Origin of the sequence: Streptomyces yokosukanensis (assembly GCF_001514035.1) — a bacterium.
Lineage (GTDB): Bacteria > Actinomycetota > Actinomycetes > Streptomycetales > Streptomycetaceae > Streptomyces > Streptomyces yokosukanensis.
In genome coordinates, this window is sequence record NZ_KQ948226.1 from 90,734 (window position 1) to 107,025 (window position 16,292).

General features: G+C 73.5%; 13 protein-coding genes. 7 read left to right on the plus strand and 6 right to left on the minus strand.

The window, feature by feature from the left end; translation table 11 throughout:
• The first annotated feature begins 35 nt into the window (after window positions 1–35).
• Window positions 36–1,082 (plus strand): PHP domain-containing protein, encoded by a 1,047-nt coding sequence (locus tag AQI95_RS37060; protein ID WP_067134641.1) that lies wholly within the window; start codon window positions 36–38, stop codon window positions 1,080–1,082.
• 249 nt (window positions 1,083–1,331) lie between these two features.
• Here the strand turns inward: AQI95_RS37060 and AQI95_RS37065 are convergent, their stop codons facing one another.
• The 3 genes from AQI95_RS37065 to AQI95_RS37075 all read right to left on the minus strand — a co-directional run bounded on the left by AQI95_RS37065 (window position 1,332) and on the right by AQI95_RS37075 (window position 6,972).
• The gene (locus tag AQI95_RS37065) at window positions 1,332–2,195 is read right to left on the minus strand and encodes an alpha/beta fold hydrolase (protein ID WP_067134642.1); all 864 of its coding nucleotides are present in this window, start codon (window positions 2,193–2,195) and stop codon (window positions 1,332–1,334) included.
• 148 nt (window positions 2,196–2,343) lie between these two features.
• A complete protein-coding gene (locus AQI95_RS37070; protein ID WP_067134644.1) occupies window positions 2,344–3,633 on the minus strand; it encodes an ROK family transcriptional regulator in 1,290 nt (429 codons plus the stop codon).
• A gap of 150 nt (window positions 3,634–3,783) precedes the next feature.
• Complete coding sequence (locus AQI95_RS37075) at window positions 3,784–6,972, minus strand: cytochrome P450 (RefSeq protein WP_067134646.1); 3,189 nt, start codon at window positions 6,970–6,972, stop codon at window positions 3,784–3,786.
• Window positions 6,973–7,217: 245 nt separating this feature from the next.
• Between AQI95_RS37075 and AQI95_RS37080 the strand changes: the two genes are divergently transcribed.
• The 5 genes from AQI95_RS37080 to AQI95_RS37100 all read left to right on the plus strand — a co-directional run bounded on the left by AQI95_RS37080 (window position 7,218) and on the right by AQI95_RS37100 (window position 12,262).
• The gene (locus AQI95_RS37080) at window positions 7,218–7,859 is read left to right on the plus strand and encodes a PAS domain-containing protein (protein ID WP_067134747.1); all 642 of its coding nucleotides are present in this window, start codon (window positions 7,218–7,220) and stop codon (window positions 7,857–7,859) included.
• A 124-nt stretch (window positions 7,860–7,983) separates the two neighbouring features.
• A complete protein-coding gene (locus AQI95_RS37085) occupies window positions 7,984–8,478 on the plus strand; it encodes an FBP domain-containing protein (RefSeq protein WP_067134648.1) in 495 nt (164 codons plus the stop codon).
• A gap of 110 nt (window positions 8,479–8,588) precedes the next feature.
• A complete protein-coding gene (locus AQI95_RS37090; RefSeq protein WP_208614361.1) occupies window positions 8,589–9,842 on the plus strand; it encodes an aromatic acid exporter family protein in 1,254 nt (417 codons plus the stop codon).
• Between the two features lie 64 nt (window positions 9,843–9,906).
• Window positions 9,907–10,956: a hypothetical protein gene (locus tag AQI95_RS37095; RefSeq protein WP_067134650.1), complete on the plus strand. Its 1,050-nt coding sequence runs from the start codon at window positions 9,907–9,909 to the stop codon at window positions 10,954–10,956.
• Window positions 10,957–11,062: 106 nt separating this feature from the next.
• Entirely contained in the window at window positions 11,063–12,262 is a 1,200-nt protein-coding gene (locus AQI95_RS37100; protein ID WP_208614362.1) for a lactonase family protein, read from the plus strand.
• Here the strand turns inward: AQI95_RS37100 and AQI95_RS37105 are convergent.
• Complete coding sequence (locus tag AQI95_RS37105; RefSeq protein ID WP_067134652.1) at window positions 12,230–12,955, minus strand: DUF2470 domain-containing protein; 726 nt, start codon at window positions 12,953–12,955, stop codon at window positions 12,230–12,232. The two genes, AQI95_RS37100 and AQI95_RS37105, sit on opposite strands and share 33 nt — an antisense overlap.
• 81 nt (window positions 12,956–13,036) lie before the next feature.
• Window positions 13,037–13,642: a TetR/AcrR family transcriptional regulator gene (locus AQI95_RS37110; protein WP_067134657.1), complete on the minus strand. Its 606-nt coding sequence runs from the start codon at window positions 13,640–13,642 to the stop codon at window positions 13,037–13,039.
• 122 nt (window positions 13,643–13,764) lie between these two features.
• On the opposite strand from AQI95_RS37110, the gene AQI95_RS37115 reads away from it, so the two are divergent.
• Window positions 13,765–15,321: a cytochrome P450 gene (locus AQI95_RS37115; protein WP_067134659.1), complete on the plus strand. Its 1,557-nt coding sequence runs from the start codon at window positions 13,765–13,767 to the stop codon at window positions 15,319–15,321.
• Between the two features lie 41 nt (window positions 15,322–15,362).
• Here the strand turns inward: AQI95_RS37115 and AQI95_RS37120 are convergent, their stop codons facing one another.
• Window positions 15,363–16,229 (minus strand): pentapeptide repeat-containing protein, encoded by an 867-nt coding sequence (locus AQI95_RS37120; protein ID WP_067134661.1) that lies wholly within the window; start codon window positions 16,227–16,229, stop codon window positions 15,363–15,365.
• Window positions 16,230–16,292 lie beyond the last annotated feature (63 nt).

Consider the following 16,292-nt stretch of genomic DNA (forward strand, 5'->3'; position numbering starts at 1 on the left):
GTCGGCCCCGGGACGCATGGGGCAACCTGGATGGCATGGATCCCGTCGCCGCCCTCGACCGGATCGCCTTCCTGCTGGAACGGTCGCTCGCGCCCACCTATCGGGTGAAGGCCTTCCGCACGGCGTCCCGGACGCTGGCCGCGCTGCCCGGGACCGAGGTCGCCGAGCGGGCGGCGGCCGGGACCCTGGAGACGCTGCGGGGCATCGGGCCGAAGACCGCGCAGGTGGTGCGAGAGGCGCTGGCCGGGGAGGTGCCCGGCTATCTGCGCGGGCTGGAGGAGGAGACCGGGACCGGGATCGCGCCCGCCGACGGCGCCGGTGCCGGGCTGCGGGCCCGGATCCGCGGGGACTGCCACACCCATTCGGACTGGTCCGACGGAGGGAGCCCGATCGAGGAGATGGGGCGGGCGGCGGCCGCGCTCGGCCATGAGTGGACCGCCCTCACCGACCACTCCCCACGGCTGACCGTGGCCCACGGCCTGTCGCCGCAGCGGCTGCGGGAGCAGCTGGAGGCGGTGGCCGGGCTGAATGCGCGGTGGGCGCCGTTCCGGCTGCTCACGGGCATCGAGTGCGACATCCTGGAGGACGGCTCGCTCGACCAGGAGCCCGAGTTGCTGGACCGGCTGGACGTGGTCGTGGTGTCCGTGCACTCCAAGCTGCGGATGGACGCCCGCTCGATGACCCGGCGGATGGTGGCCGCCGTGCGCGATCCGCACGCGGACGTCCTGGGGCACTGCACCGGGCGCCTGGTGACGGGCCGGGGGCGGCCGGAGTCGGAGTTCGACGCGGACGCGGTGTTCGCCGCCTGCGCCGAGTCCGGTACGGCGGTGGAGATCAACAGCCGTCCCGAGCGGCTGGACCCACCCCGCCGGCTGCTGCGCAGGGCCGTGGCGGCGGGGGTGCTGTTCTCGGTGGACACCGACGCGCACGCGCCCGGCCAGCTGGACTGGCAGATCCTCGGCTGCGCCCGGGCCGAGGAGTGCGGGGTGCCCGCCGAGCGCGTGGTGACCACCTGGTCCGCACAGGAGCTGCTGGCCTGGACCCGAGAGGGCCGGATTCCGGCACCGGCGACACGCGCGTGACGCAGGACGTCCGCGGATGCGGCGCGAGGCACGGGAAAGCCCCGGCCGTGACGGGGGAATCACGACCGGGGCGGTCGGGTGGTGGGCGCGGAGGGCGGTCGCCTCTCGGCGAGATGCTCCACAGGGCTTCAGCCGGACGATCGTCCCTGCAGGCGAAAGGTGAGGCCCGGGGACCTTGTCCCCTCCACACCCACGGTTGGTTCAACGGGCAACCACACCTGGGTGTTCCACACCGTTCCGTGACCTGTGTCACGCCGCGGCCGACTCGGTGCTCCGCACCGCGCCGGCCTCCAGGAACTCCCGCAGGTCGGCCGTGAGCCGTGCCGCGTGCGTGGCGAACAGGCCGTGACCGCCGTTCTCGTACACCTTCATGGTGCTGCCCGGAATGAGCCGGGCCAGGCGCTCACCGGTCAGCGCCAGGGGCGCGGAGGTGTCGTGGGTGCCGTGCACGACCAGCACCGGGAGGTCCAGGTCGGGCAGCTCGGCGGTGAGGTCCAGGCCGGCGACGACGGCCCGGACGGCGGTCGCGGCGCGGGGTGTGGCGACCAGGCAGCGGTCGATCATGTAGCTGACGTAGGCCGGCGAGACGTCGTTGCCGGGCTGCTGAACGGCGAAGAAGTCGTCCGCGAAGTGGGTGAACCATCCGGCCCGGTCGCGCCGGAAGGCCTCCTCGTCGGTGCGCACGAGCGCCGGGTCGATGCCCTCCGGCAGGTTCGGCGAGCGGACCAGGCCGGGGCTGACCCCGGCGACGAGGGCGGCGCGGGCCACGCGTGCGCCGCCGTGCCGGGTCAGGCAGCGGATCACCTCGGCAGTGCCGACGGAGTGCCCCACGAGGGTGACCCCGCGCAGGTCGAGGTGGTCGAGCAGAGCGTGGACGTCGTCGGCGAGGGTGTCGAGGTCGTAGCCGTTCCAGGTGTCCTCGGAGCGTCCGTGGCCGCGCCGGTCCAGCGCCACGCAGCGGAATCCGGCCTCCGCGAGCGGCAGCGTCTGGTACTCCCACATCTCGCTGCACAGGTAGGCGCTGGCGATGAAGACGGCGACGGGACCGTCCGCGGGGCCGTGGTCCGTGTAGTGCAGACGGGTGCCGTCGACAGGGCTCTCGTAGTACGGCATGGGATGTCTCCTCGGGCTCTTCGGACCAGGTGCGACGCTGCTCGGTCGCGCTGACGTCCTCGATGTTGCCCGGATCCCGCGCGGGGGTCGATTACCTGTCATGTCATGGCCGGGTGCGCGGCCCGCCCCGTGCCGGCGCCCGGTCCGCTCAGCGCGGCGCCCGCTGCCGCAGCGCCGCCCGCCAGGCGGGCAGGCGGTCCTCGGTGACGGGTTCGGGGCGGCGGCCGCCGCTGGCGAAGAAGTCGGCCAGCGGCAGGATCGCGGCGCCGACGGTGACCGCGTCCGGGCCGAGCCGGCCGAGGTCGATGGTGACCTTGTCGGCCGGATGACGCAGCGCGTACGTGGTCGCGTGGTGGCGTACGGCGGGCAGGAAGCGGGTGCCCAGCTGGAGCCCGGCCCACCCGCCGATGAGGATCCGCTCGGGCTGGAAGAGGTTGATCAGGTCGGACAGGCCCGCGCCGAGGTACTCGGCGGTCTCCTCCAGGACGGCCAGCGCGAGCGGGTCGGGCTCGGCGCCCTCGGGCGGGTAGGCGGCGGCGAGCATGGCGGTGAGCGCGGTCTCCTCGTCGGTGCCCTCGGGCGGCCGTCCGCCCGCCTCGCGCCAGCGGGCCAGCAGCGACTCGGCGCCTGCGTAGGCCTCCAGGCAGCCGGGGGCGCCGCAGCGGCAGCGGCGGCCGCGCACCCGTACCGTCAGATGGCCCCATTCGACGGCCCGGCCGTGCTCCACCTCCGGGGTGACCACGCAGGCGCCGACGCCGGAGCCGAAGAGCACGACCACGGCGTTGCGGGCGCCTCGTCCCGCGCCGAACCACATCTCGGCCTGGCCCAGGGTCTTGGCGCCGTTGTCGATGAAGTACGGGATCTCGTCCGGAAGTCGGGAGGCCGAGCGGAGCAGCCGCTCCAGCGGGACGGCGTCCCAGCCGATGGTCTGCCCATGGACGACGGCGCCGTGGTCCGGGGTGTGCTCGACGATGCCCGGGACGCCGACCCCGACACCGAGCAGCCGCTCGGGCGCGGCCTGCTCGGCCTCGAGGACCTGCGCGATGCCGTCGCGGATGTGACCGGCGATCACCTCGACGTCGTAGCCCTGCGGAGTCAGCGGGCGTTCGGTGCGGGCGAGTTCGGTCAGGGCGAGATCGAACAGCTCGACCCGGACCCGGGTCTCGCCGACGTCGACACCGATCAGCTGTCCGCTCTCCGGGGCGACGCGCAGCAGCGTACGGGGCCGGCCGCCGTCGGAGTCGACGCTGCCGGCCTCCTCGACCAGGCCGTCCGCGATCAGATCGGCGACCACGTTGCTGACCGAGCCGGAGCTGAGGCCGGTGGCCGGGCCCAGCTCGAACCGGCTGAGGGGGCCGTCGAAATACAGCTTCTGCAGCACGGCCGTGCGATTGCCCCGCCTGAGGTCGCGTACCGTGCGCCCGTTGCGCCCCGCCATGCGGCTCCCTTCACGAACCCTGCCCGACCTGCAACATACCCCTTCGGACGGGCGGAACGCGATATTCCTCCACCCCTTAGTTCACGATCTGAGCTAAGCGGAGCCGAACCCGCCCCGCGCGCCGGCGCGCGGGGCGGTGGCCGGGCCGGGTCAGCCCGCCGCGTACACGTCCTCCACGTACCGCCCGTCCGCCACGAGCGTGTCGAGCCAGTTCTCGGCCGCGGCCTCGTCGCAGCCCTGGGTGCGCTCCCGGTACAGCGTGCGGAACGCCTCCCGGACGCCGGGCGCCATCCGGGCGCCGTCGCCGCAGACGTACACCCGGGCACCGGAGTCCAGCAGCGTCCAGATCTCGTCGCCCTCGGCGGCGATGCGGTGCTGCACGAAGCAGGCGCCGTTCTCGGGGGCGGCGCTGAAGGCCGGGCGCAGCGCCACCGCGCCGTCGGCCTCGGCGGTCCGCAGTTCCCCGGCGTGCAGGAAGTCCGCGTCCGGGGCGTCGCAGCCGAAGTACAGCACGGCGGGCAGGAGCCGGGTGCCCGCGGCGCGGGCCGCGACCCGGTCGGCGACGGCACCGCGGAACGGGGCGAGCCCGGTGCCGGCGGCGACCATCACGACCGGTGCCGAGCCGTCGATCCGGAAGACCTCGCGGCAGGGCTGGACGCGGGCGTGGACGGTGTCGCCGGGCTTCAGCGCGGCGAGGTGGCCGGAGCCGGTGCCCCGGTAGCGGCCACGGCCGGAGCGCGCCGGGGCGTCCAGGACGGAGACCATGAGGTCGACGTGGCCCGGGTCGGCCGCCGGGGAGGAGGAGATCGAGTAGTGGCGGGGCCTGAGCGGGGTCAGCAGGTCGAGCAACAGCGGCCAGCCGAGCGCGCCGCGCAGCGCGGGGTGGTCCTCGGCCAGTTCCACCAGGGTGCGCGGATCGTCACCGGTGAGGGCGGCGAGGGCGGCACGCTCCGGCGGGCACGGGTTGGCCTCGGCGAGCAGGCTCAACTGCCGGGCCGTCGGGTGCTCCTGCAACTCGACATGGTGGGTGAGGAGGTGCCGTACGGACAGCGGGCGATCCACGGCGAGGCCTCCCCCGCGCTCGGCTCGCGGGCGGGTGGCACGGATGTCCAGGACGGCGTCGGGGTCGAGGCCGAACGCGGCGACGGCGCGGTCCACCAGGTCCGGGGCGTTGGCCGGCAGTACGGTCAGGTGGTCCGCGGTGCGGTAGGTGACGCCCTCGGGCAGTGCGATGCGCAGGAACCGCTTGGTGCGCGGGTGTCCCTGCGCGGTCAGGTCGTACGCCTCGGTCACGGTCATCGGGACCAGTTCGTGCCGGGCGGCGAGGGCGTCCAGCGGGCCGCCGCCGAGCGTGCGCACCTCGTAGGCGTGGACGGGTTCGGCGGAGCTGACGGGCAGGGCGTCGGGGTCTCCGTGCGCCGTCAGCAGCGCGGTGCGCAGCCGGGCCGTGAACTCCCGGACGGTGCCGGTGAGATCGCCGGAGGCGTCGGCGGCGGCCCGGTCGGTCAGCCGGGTGGCGCCCAGTTCGGCGAGGCGGGCGTCGACGCGGGTGGGCACCTGCTGGTAGGTGGCGGCCCAGTTGCGGTCGCCGACACCGAGGACGGCGTAGGTCACGCCGCTCAGGTCGGGGGTGCCGTCGAGCCAGGCGGTGAAGGCGGTGGCGTCGTCGGTGGGGCGGCCGTTGTAGGAGGCGGCGGTGATCACGACGGGCCGGTCGGTGGGCAGTGCGTCGGTGTACGCGTCCAGGGCGGCGACCTCGGTGGCGCAGCCCACGGCGGCGGCCTCGTCGGCGAGTTGGGCGGCGAAGGCGCGGCAGGTGCCGTAGTTGCTGCCGTGCAGGAAGAGGACGCTCGTGCCGGGGCGGACCCGGGCCGGCAGGGTCTCCGGCGCCGGGGTGCCGTCCTTGTGCGGGCGTGCGGTGCCGGGCAACGGGGCGTGGACGCGGTCGGCGGGGGTGCGCGGCGTGAGGGTGAGGGTGAAGCCCTCGGGCTTGAGGGTGAGGGTCTCCTTGACGTGGAGCCGGTAGTCGGTGTGGTCGTGCAGCCGGTAGCGGTGGACCAGCATGGCGAGCAGCATGGTGGCCTCGTGCAGCGCGAACTGCCGTCCGATGCAGGCGCGTTCTCCGGTGCCGAAGGGCTTGAAGGCGTGCACCGGGCGGGCCGCCTCCGCCTCGGCGGTGAACCGCTCGGGGTCGAAGTGCTCCGGGTTGTCGCCCCAGACGGGCTGCCGGTGCAGCATCGGGGCGAGCACGGTGACGGCCTGTCCGGCGGCGAGCGGGATCCGCCCGCCGAGCAGGGTGTCCTCGCGGGCGTGCCGGCTGAAGGCGGCGGCCGTCGGCCACAGCCGGAGCGCCTCGTTGAGGACCTGGCGGGTGTAGGTGAGCCGGCCGATGTCGTCGTACGAGGGATCCGGGTCGGCGGCGTCGCCCCACAGCGCGTCGGCCTCGCGCTGCACCAGCCGGAGCACGGCCGGGTTCTTCGCGAGGTGGTAGAGGGCGAAGGACATCGCCCCGGAGGTCGTCTCGTGGCCGGCGATCAGGAAGGTGATGACCTGGTTGCGGATGTTGGCGGTGTCCAGGGTGGTGCCGTCGGCGGGGTGCGGGGCGCTGAGCATCAGCCCGAGCAGGTCCTCGGCGCCGCTCTGGTCGGTGCCGGCGCGGGAGGCGATGACGTCGTCCACGACCTGCGCGAGGTGGTCGGCGTCGGCCCGGAAGGCCGCGTCGGCGGCGGAGTGGTCCTGGCCGGGGGTGCGGGCCAGGCGGTTCATGCTCCACTCCAGGCAGCGGACCATGGACTCCACGAAGGGGTGCGGCTCCTCGCGCTCGAAGGAGCCGAAGTCGTAGTCGAACCCGGCGAGCCCGATGGTGTCGAGGGTCATGCGGGTCATGTCGTCGGGCACGTTCACGGCCTGCCCGTCCCGGGCCGCGAGGTCCCAGGAGTCGATGAGCCGGCGGGCCACCTTGAGCATCACGGGGTGGTAGGTGCGCATCGAGCCGAGCGCGAAGGCGGGCATCAGGATGTCGTGCGCCTTGGCCCAGTTGGGCTCGTTGTTGTACGCCGTGAACAGGCCGTCGGCGGCGAATTCCCGCACGTTCTCCAGGGCGGGCCCGATGTGCTTGGCGAACCGTTCCTCGTCGGCGAGGTCCGCGACCAGGTCGGCGTCGGCGACGAACAGCGCGTCCCTGCCGTGCAGCCGGCGCACGAGCACCGGGCCATGGGTGCGCATCAGCTCCATGACCTGCTGGATCGGGGTGGCGCCGGGTCCGGTGGCGGTGATGTCGACGACGGGGACGCCGGGGAGGGTTCCGGCCGGATCGGGGTGCACTGCGGTGGAAGACATGGCGCGGCAACTGCCTTTCGCGGTACGGGGTACTCGCGGTAACCGAGTACTGCGTTCCAGGGTGGGCGAGCCGACGGGTGCATTCGCGCCGGTGCACTACACGATCGTGCAGTCAAAACTCGGCACGGGGGCTTGCGCGGTCACGGGCACGGCTTCACCGCCGCGTTCCCGGGGTCCTGTGGTTTGCCGCTGACCTGGGTCTCCGTCTTGGATGAGAGGGTGGCTCGACGCTTCGGGAGGTGGCCGTGGACGCGGGGCAGACCGACGGGGTCGTGTGGCGCAACCGGGCCCTGACGCTCTTCGACCGGGTGTCGGTGCCGGTCGCGGTGTGCGATGTGTACGGCCTGGTGATGCTGGCCAACCCCGCGATGGCCGCGGAGTGCGGTACGACACCGGGGCGGCTGCGGGGCCAGGACGTGCTGGAGTTGTTCCGCCCGCAGGAGACCACTCAGGTGGAGCGGATCGCGCAGGCGCTGCGGCTGCGGCACCGCTCCCGCTACCAGGTGTCGGTGCGCTGGCGGGCACCCGGTGGGGCCGAGCGGTTCGGGGAGCTGACGGCGGACCCGGTCAGCGACAGCGTGGACGAGACACCGACCCTGCTGGTGATGTTGCGGGTGCTCGGGGAGTCCGCTCCTGCCGAGCCGGAGCCGGTGCGGGTCACGCCGGTCGAGGGCCGGGTGCTGGCCCTGCTGGCGGGCGGCGCCACCACGGCCGGGGCAGCCCGCGAGCTGGGCCTCAGCAGCGACGGCGTGACCTATCACCTACGACGCCTGTCGGCCCGCTGGAACGCGGCCACCCGCACCGAACTGGTTGCCCGCGCCTACGCCTTGGGGGTCCTCGCCCCGGGGGTGTGGCCACCGGAGCCGAGGACGACCGGGTCGGAGTGAGAGCCGCCGGGAGAACACCCTACGGAAAATCCGTTGGCTCACCCCTTGGCGACTACATACGCTAGCCGTGAACCTAGACACCCTAGGTACACGGCATACGGCACCGAATCCGGAAGGGTCCCCCATGAGAGCGCTCACCGAGCAGGACGTCCGCACCTCGTTCATCAACTGCTCCAAGGGGGAGGCCAAGCGACTGACGGTCCCGCGGGACCTCGACGAACGCCCGTGGGACGACCTGGACTTCCTGGGCTGGCGGGATCCGGGCGCACCCGACCGCAGCTATCTGGTCACCGAACGCGACGACCGGCTCGTGGGCGTGACCCTGCGCTTCCAGGCCGCGCAGCGCGGATTTCTGCACCGCAGCATGTGCTCGCTCTGCCTGACCACGCATCCCGGTGGCGGAGTGACCCTGATGGCGGCACGGAAGGCGGGGGCGGCGGGCCGCGAGGGCAACTCGGTGGGCCAGTACATGTGCACCGACCTGGCGTGTTCGCTGTATGTGCGGGGCAGGAAGGTGCCGGACTCCGGCGCCCGCCTCGAGGAGAGCCTGACGCTGGAGGAGCAGATCGCCCGTACGAGGGGCAATCTGTCCGCGTTCCTCGACCGGCTGTACGACTGAGGTCTCGCCGCCGAGCCGTACCCCTGGCCTCCCGTGCGTGCGCTTGCGGACAGCCCCGGTCCTGAACGGGGCACGTTCGACGCGCCCGAGGAACGGGAACAGGCCAAGGGATGCACGAGGTACACACGTGGACCGAGGGACTGCCGCGCCTGCTGAAGCGCCGCCGGGAGCCGGTGGTGGTCCAGACGCTGCGGTCGGCGACGGCGGCGACGATCGCCTATGTCGTCGCCCTCCGGCTGAGCCCCGAGCCGGCTCCGCTCACCGCGCCCCTGACCGCGCTGCTGGTCGTCCAGGTGACCTTCTACGCCACCCTCACCAACGGCATCCGACGGGTGAACTCGGTCGTGGCCGGCGTGCTGGTCGCCATCGCCTTCAGCGTGCTGGTGGGGCTGACCTGGTGGAGCCTCGCCCTGCTGATCGTGGCCTCGCTGGCCGTCGGGCACCTGGTGCGGGTCGACGAGTACGTGGCCGAGGTGGCGATCAGCGCCATGCTGGTCCTCGGGGTCACCACCGTCGGGTTCACCGCCTGGGCGCGCATCGTGGAGACGCTCATCGGCGCGGTCGTCGGGACGGCCTGCAATCTGCTGCTCCCGCCGCCGGTGTGGGTGGACGAGGCCGGCCGCTCGATCGAGGACCTGGCACGCCGGGTGCGGCAGTTGATGCTGCGCATGGGCGAGGAGGCCGCCGGCCGGATCCCGTGGGAGCGGGCGGCCGAGCGGCTGCACGAGGCACGCCGACTGGACCAGCACATCGCCCATGTGGACGCGTCGCTGCGGCAGGCCGAGGACAGCCTGCGGCTCAATCCGCGGGTCAAGGAGGGGCTGCTGCACCGGGTGGTGCTGCGCACCGGTCTGGACACGCTGGAGATCTGCACGGTGGTCCTGCGGGTGCTGGCCCGGTCCGTCACGGACCTGGCGAAGGCACGCGGGTCCGAGAGCCTGTTCCCGCCCCGGGTCGGGTCGACCGTGGAGCAGCTGCTGTCGGAGATCGGCGACGCGGTGGTCAGCTTCGCGGTCCTGGTCACCACGCATCTGAGCGAGAACGCGGAGTCGGCGGAGGCCCGGCTGTCCGCCGAGCTGCACACGGCGGCCGGCACCCGGGACCGGCTGGCCGAGCTGCTGCGGGAGGAGATCGCCGAGGACTGGGCCAACTGGCAGCTGCTCGGCGCCGTGCTGACCGAGACGACCCGGATCATCGACGAGCTGAACACCGAGCACCGCACCCACCGCCTGCTGGAGGAGCTGGACCGGGTCTCGCGCGAGCAGCGGGCGAAGCTGCCCCGGATGACCCGGCTGCGCGAGCGGCTCGGGGTGCAGGAGGAGCTGTGGCGGAACCGTACGGGGTTCGGTGAGCGTTTTCGGTGAGGATGAACGCCTCCACGGACGGTGGGCGTTCCCGGTGTGACGACCGATGTGAGGGGGCTGCCGGATGACCGGTTCCGGGGTGCGGATCGACGGGAACACACTGTGGTTGCCGGGCGGGGTGGCGGTGCGGTTCATCCGTACGCTGCGGCTGCCGGAGACGGGCACGCATCCGCTGCCGCCGGGGCTGGGCGAGTTCCCGGTCCGCCGGGTGGCGGACCACGCGGACAGCGTTCCGCGGGAGTGGCGGGCGCGCGGCGGCGTGATGCTGCCCGTGTATCTGCGCGAGGCGATGTGGCTGAGCTTCTCCGGGACGACGGAGCCGGCCGCGCTGCAGGTCGGGGTCGGCAAGGTGTGCGCGGTGTCCGGCCGGCCCTGGAGCGACCGCCTCTCCCGCGATCCGCAGAACTACGCGGTACTCCCCCGCCAGCCCTGGCTGGACGGCATCAACTCCGGCAAGGGCACGGTCCGCCAGTTCGTCGCGGTCCCGCTGGGTCTCGGCGCGACGGTGGAGGGGCAGGTCACCGGCGAGGAGGTGTGGGGCGGGGTGCAGCTGCAGTCGTTCCCGCTGACGGAGCCCCTGCGCACCGAGTGGCGGCGCCGCGAGCAGGAGCGGGCGGAGGCCCGACGCAGGGCCCTCGCGGCCGGGCCCGCGGGCGGGTACGGCGCGCCGGAGCCGATGGCAGCGGCCGCGCCGGGCGCGCCCGGCGCGGCGGGGACGCCGCGGTTCGGCGGTGCCGCGATGGGGCTCGGGGTCGGTGGCAGCATGCGCCAGGAGGTCCACCGGGACGACCGGCCGCTGACGGACTGGTCCGAGCAGCCCGCCGGGCGCGTGTTCGTGCATCTGGTCACGCCGCCGCAGTGGCGGCACATCACCGGTGAGGCACCCCCGCCGTCGCCGGTGGACCGGGCGGCGTACACGGCCGCGGGACTGCCCTGGTTCGACTACTACGACGCCGACGCCCGGGATCTGGCCCCCACGGACACGTTGGAGGCGGTCGCGCCGGTCGGCGAGTGGCTCGGGGACGACCCGGACCCTTGGCAGCCGCCGTCCGCGGGCCAGGTGACCCCGCTGAAGGACGCACCGGGCAAGCCGGTCGAGGACGGCGAGTGGTGATGCGCGTTGCATGGAGTGCAACACCGGTTGCCGTACTTGCCCTTGACCGTCGGCAGGGGTCAAGGTGGCTGTCACGATCGGGGCGACCGACGACCTGAGGTGTGGCATGGACACGAAAGCGGAGGCGGTGGACCGGCGCTGGAGCCGCCGCCGGTTCGTGGGAGCCGTGGCGGGCGCGGCGGCCGTGGTGGCGGTGCCGTCCCCGGCGGCCCCGCCGGCCGATCCCGCATCCCCGGCCGACGCGCCGCGGGCCGCCGCACCGCCCCCTCGGGAGTCCGGCCCCCGGCCGCTCCACATCGGCACCTACACCTCGGTCGACGGCGGCGGCACCGGCATCGCCGCGGCCTCCTACGACCCCCGGACCGGCCGGATCACCGGCTCCGGGACGCTCGCCGAAGTGCCCGACCCGTCGTATCTCGCCGTCCACCCGGACGGCCGCACGCTGTACGCGGTCGACGAACGCCAGGACGGCGCTGTGACGGCCGTACGCCTCGCCGACCGGCGGATCCTCGGCACCCGTGGCACGGGCGGCGCGGGCCCCTGTCATCTGTCGGTGCATCCCGGCGGGCGCTGGCTGCTGAGCGCCAACTACGTCTCGGGCAGTGTCGCGGTGCATCCGATCGACGCCTCGGGCGCCCTCGGCGAGCGCACCGACCTGGTCACGCACAGCACCCCGCCACCGGGTCCGGGCCAGGACGGGCCGCACGCGCACCAGTTCATCACCGGCCCGGACGGCGACCACGTCCTCGCGGTCGACCTCGGCACCGACACCGTCTACAGCTACCGCCTCGACCGGGCGGAGGGCACGCTGACGGAGGTGGCGCAGGCGCACACCCGGCCCGGGGCGGGGCCACGCCATCTGACCTTCCATCCGGGCGGCCGGCACGCCTATCTGGCCAACGAGGTGGACGACACGGTCGCCGTATGCGCCTACGATCCCGCCTCCGGCCGGCTGACGATCGGCGAGCCGCAGTCCACGGGCTCGGGCGGTGGCACCAACTATCCGGCGCAGTTCGCGGTCACGGCGGACGGGGGGTACGCCTTCCTGGCCAACCGGGGCCACAACAGCATCGCCCGGTACGCGATCGAGGCCGACGGCGCCCGGTTGCGGCTGCTCGGCACGGTGCCGGTGGGCGGGGACTTCCCGCGGCAGATCGCCCTCTCCCCGGACGGCGGGCTGCTGTTCGCGGCGAACCAGCGCTCGGGCACGGTCACCGTCTTCCACGTGGACCGGGCGAGCGGTGAACTCGCGTCGGCCGGCGAGCCGTTCGCCTCACCCGTCGCCGTCTGCGCGCTGCCGCTGTAGCGCACGGGGGCAGGCGGCGGCACTGGCCTGCGCCAGCAGGGCGTGCATGCGCTCGGTGAGCTGGGTGACGTCGTCGGCGGGCGCGTGGAAGGGCAGCCGTACGTCGCCGTGGGCGCGGGTGCGCTCGATGCGCAGGGTGAGTCCGTGCCGGTCCACGGCGAGGGGCAGTACGCGCGTCGCGGCGTGCAGGCTCTCCGGCCGCACGAGTCGGGTGAGCCGCTCGACGGCGTCCGGGTGGGCGTCGGCGAGATGGGTGAGCAGCCGGGCCTCGGCGCCGGCGAGGGGGTCGGGCCGCGCGGCGGCGAACTCGTCGAGGTCGACGACCACGGCTCCGCAGGACTCCCGCAGCACCACCCTCGTGGGCCGGAACAGGAGGGTGCCGCGGTCCGGGGCGAACCAGCCGGCGAGGTGCAGCCGGGCCCGGATCCGGCCGCGCACCGGCACGGGGGCCACGTCGGCGAACTCCAGTACGGCGGAGGGCTCTTGGCGCGGGGCGCACACGGACGCCGCGAACAAGGCGCTGTCGTCGGGCACCGCCAGCCGTACGGCGCCGTCGTCGGTCACCGTGTGCGCGCCGACGTACTCCTCGCGGGCGCCGTCCGCGGTCACCGCGCACGACCAGGCGACGGCCAGCACCGACCGTGCCCGTTCCGCCGCGCCGGGTGCGGCCGTCCAGTCCTGTGTGTCACCCATCCCCAGACCTCCTTAGGTAAGCCTTGCCTAACCTATCGGAGATCGGGGCGCGCGCCAACCACACCCCGCCGATGGCGGGGGTCAGCCGATGACACCCAACAGCGCCCGCGCGCACAGCTCGCGCACCTGCTCACGGGTCAACTCGCCGTCGCGCAGCCACTCCAGGCACACGGCCGTGGTGAAGGCGAGCCAGCCGCGCACGGCCAGCCGCACCTGCGGGGCGTTCTCGAAGGCGGGCACGAATTCGGGGTCGGCGGCGAGCGCGGCGAGGATCTGCTGCTCCTGGGCGGCCAGCGCCCGCTGATAGACCCGGCGTACGGCCTGGTCGCCGGCCGCGTCGGCGCGGTGGAAGGCACGGAAGCCGTGGGCATGGGCCTGGACGTAGCCGAGGTAGGCGTCGAGGCCGGCGGTGAGCTGCTCACGCACCGGCAGGCCGGGCACCGCAGCCGTCATGCGCAGCATCCGCTCGCTCTGCCGCTCGACGACCGCCGCGAAGAAGTCCCGCTTGGTCGGGAAGTAGTGGTACAGCAGCCCACGGGAGACCCCGGCGATCTCGGCGACCTGCTCTATCCACACCTCGTCGTAGGGACTCTCCGAGAACAGCTTCGCCCCGACCGACAGCAGCTGCTCACGGCGTTCCTCGGTGCTGAGTCTGCGCCGGGCGCGTTCCCCCTGGTTCGCGGGCATGGCGTCACTTTACTTGACGTGGGTTCAACAAGCGGCCCAGACTGAAACCGGCTATTGAACCCACGTACAACACGTGCGCATCGCAGACCCACTCAGCCGCTGGATCAAGGGAGATCGGCGCCATGGCGGAGACGACGCAGAGGACGCAGACGACCGATCCCGGCCGGCCGAAGGGATTCCGGAGCGCCGAAGAGGGATGGCCCGAGCTGCACCGCATCCCCCACCCGCCGCGCCGGCTGCCCCTGCTCGGCGATGTGCTCGGCGTCGACCGGCGCAAACCGCTCCAGGACTCCATGCGGTTCGGGCGCGAGCTGGGGCCGATCTTCCGGCGGCGGGCCTTCGGCAAGGAGTTCGTGTTCGTGTGGGGTGCGGCGCAGGCCGCGGACCTGGCCGACGAGTCCCGGTTCGCCAAGCACGTGGGACTGGGCGTGGCCAATCTGCGGCCGATCGCCGGAGACGGCCTGTTCACCGCCTACAACCACGAGCCCAACTGGCAGCTGGCGCACGACGTCCTGGCGCCCGGCTTCAGCCGGGAGGCCATGGAGGGCTACCACGGCATGATGCTCGCGGTCGCCGGGCGGCTGATCGATCACTGGGACCGCGAGGCGGCGGCCGGGCACACGGTGGACGTGCCCGGGGACATGACCAAGCTGACGCTGGAGACGATCGCCCGGACCGGGTTCGGGCACGACTTCGGCTCCTTCGAGCGGGAGCGGCCGCACCCCTTCGTCACCGCGATGATCGGCACGCTCAGCTACGCCCAGCGCCTGAACAGCGTGCCCGCGCCGCTGGCCCCGCTGGTGCTGCGCGCCGCCGCCCGGCGCAACGCGGCCGACATGGCTCACCTCAACCGCACGGTCGACGACCTGGTCGTACAGCGGCGCCGGTCCGGTCGCGGGGACGGGGACCTGCTGGACCGGATGCTGGAGACGGCCCACCCGGAGACGGGCCAGAAGCTGTCGGCGGAGAACGTCCGCAGGCAGGTGATCACGTTCCTGGTCGCGGGTCACGAGACGACCTCGGGCGCCCTCTCCTTCGCCCTGTACTACCTCGCCCGGCACCCCGAGATCGCCGCCCGGGCCCGCGCGGAGGTGGACCGGGTCTGGGGCGACACCGCACAGCCCGGATACGACCAGATCGCCAAGCTGCGCTATGTGCGCAGGGTGCTGGACGAGTCCCTGCGCCTGTGGCCGACCGCCCCGGCCTTCGCCCGCGAGGCCCGGCACGACACCGTCCTCGCCGACGACCATCCGATGCTGCGCGGCGCGTGGGCGCTGGTGCTGACACCGATGCTGCACCGCGACCCCGAGGTGTGGGGCGAGGACGCGGAGCGGTTCGACCCGGACCGCTTCGACGCGCAGGCCGTACGCTCCCGGCCGCCGCACACCTTCAAGCCGTTCGGCACCGGTGCGCGGGCCTGCATCGGCCGCCAGTTCGCCCTGCACGAGGCTACGTTGGTCCTCGGCCTGCTCCTGCGCCGCTACGAGCTGTCGGGCGACCCCGGCTACCGGCTGACCGTCACCGAACGGCTGACGGTGATGCCGGAGGGGCTGCGGCTACGACTGCGCCGGTGGCCGGCGCCGGTGCGGGAACAGGAGCAGACCGCGGAGGCGGACCGGACACCGGCGAAGACCGACCACGCTCCCGAGTCCTGCCCGGCGCACCGGTCGACGCGCTGAGCAGGAGGGCACGCCGGGCCGGTGCGGCCGATGGCATCGAGTCAGCCGGCCGTGGACCAGTGCGGCGGATGTGTCACCGTCCTCGGGAGCTTCGTGGCGGTGGTGCCGCGGGCCGCGTTGAGCTGGGGCTGGGTGAGGAAGAAGGCACCGGTGAGATCCGCGTCGGTCAGGTCGGCGTCGCGCAGATCGGCGCCGATCATGTCCGCGTCGCGCAGATCGGCGCCGGTGAGGTCGGCGGCGATGAGATACGCACCGCGCAGACTGGCCCCGCGCAGATCGGCGCCGCGCAGCCGGGCACCGATGAGATCGGCGCCCCGCCGGTCCTTGCCCTTGCTCCCGGCCTTCCTGCCGCCCTTCGCCGGCTTTCCGCCGCCTGCACCTGCACGGGCCAGCTCACTGGTCCGCAGCAACAGCACATTGACCTGCTGCCGGTGCGCGGCCACGTCCAGCGCGGCGAGTTCCCCGGGGCTCTGCCGGGTGAGCCGCTCGGTCTCCTCCAGCGCCCGCCGCAGGTCGGGACGGAGGGAGCCGGCGGCGGGCAGAGCGAGCGCTTCGTTCAGGTACCACAGCAGCTCGTGCAGCTGCCGTACGACCGGGAACACGTCGAGCATCCGGCGCGCGTGCTCCTTGGACCCGGTACGCCAGTCCTGCCCGCCGAAGGTGAGCTGCGAGACCTTCTGCCCGGCGCCGAAGCAGTCGTAGACCGTACAGCCGGTGAAGCCCTTCTCGCGCAGGTCGGCGTGGATGCCGCAGCGGTGGTCCTGCCGAAGGTTCGGGCACGGCTTCCCGGCGGGCTTGTCGAGCGCGAAGTCGGCGGACGCAGCGAAGGGCAGGGCGACACAGCACAGTCCGAAGCAGCGCGCACAGTCCCCGCGCAGCTCCGAAGCGCTCCCTATCTGATCTGACACAAGGGACAGCCTACTGCGCCCCCTCACATCGGATCGTGCGGGATCGCGCAGGTCAGCACGGTG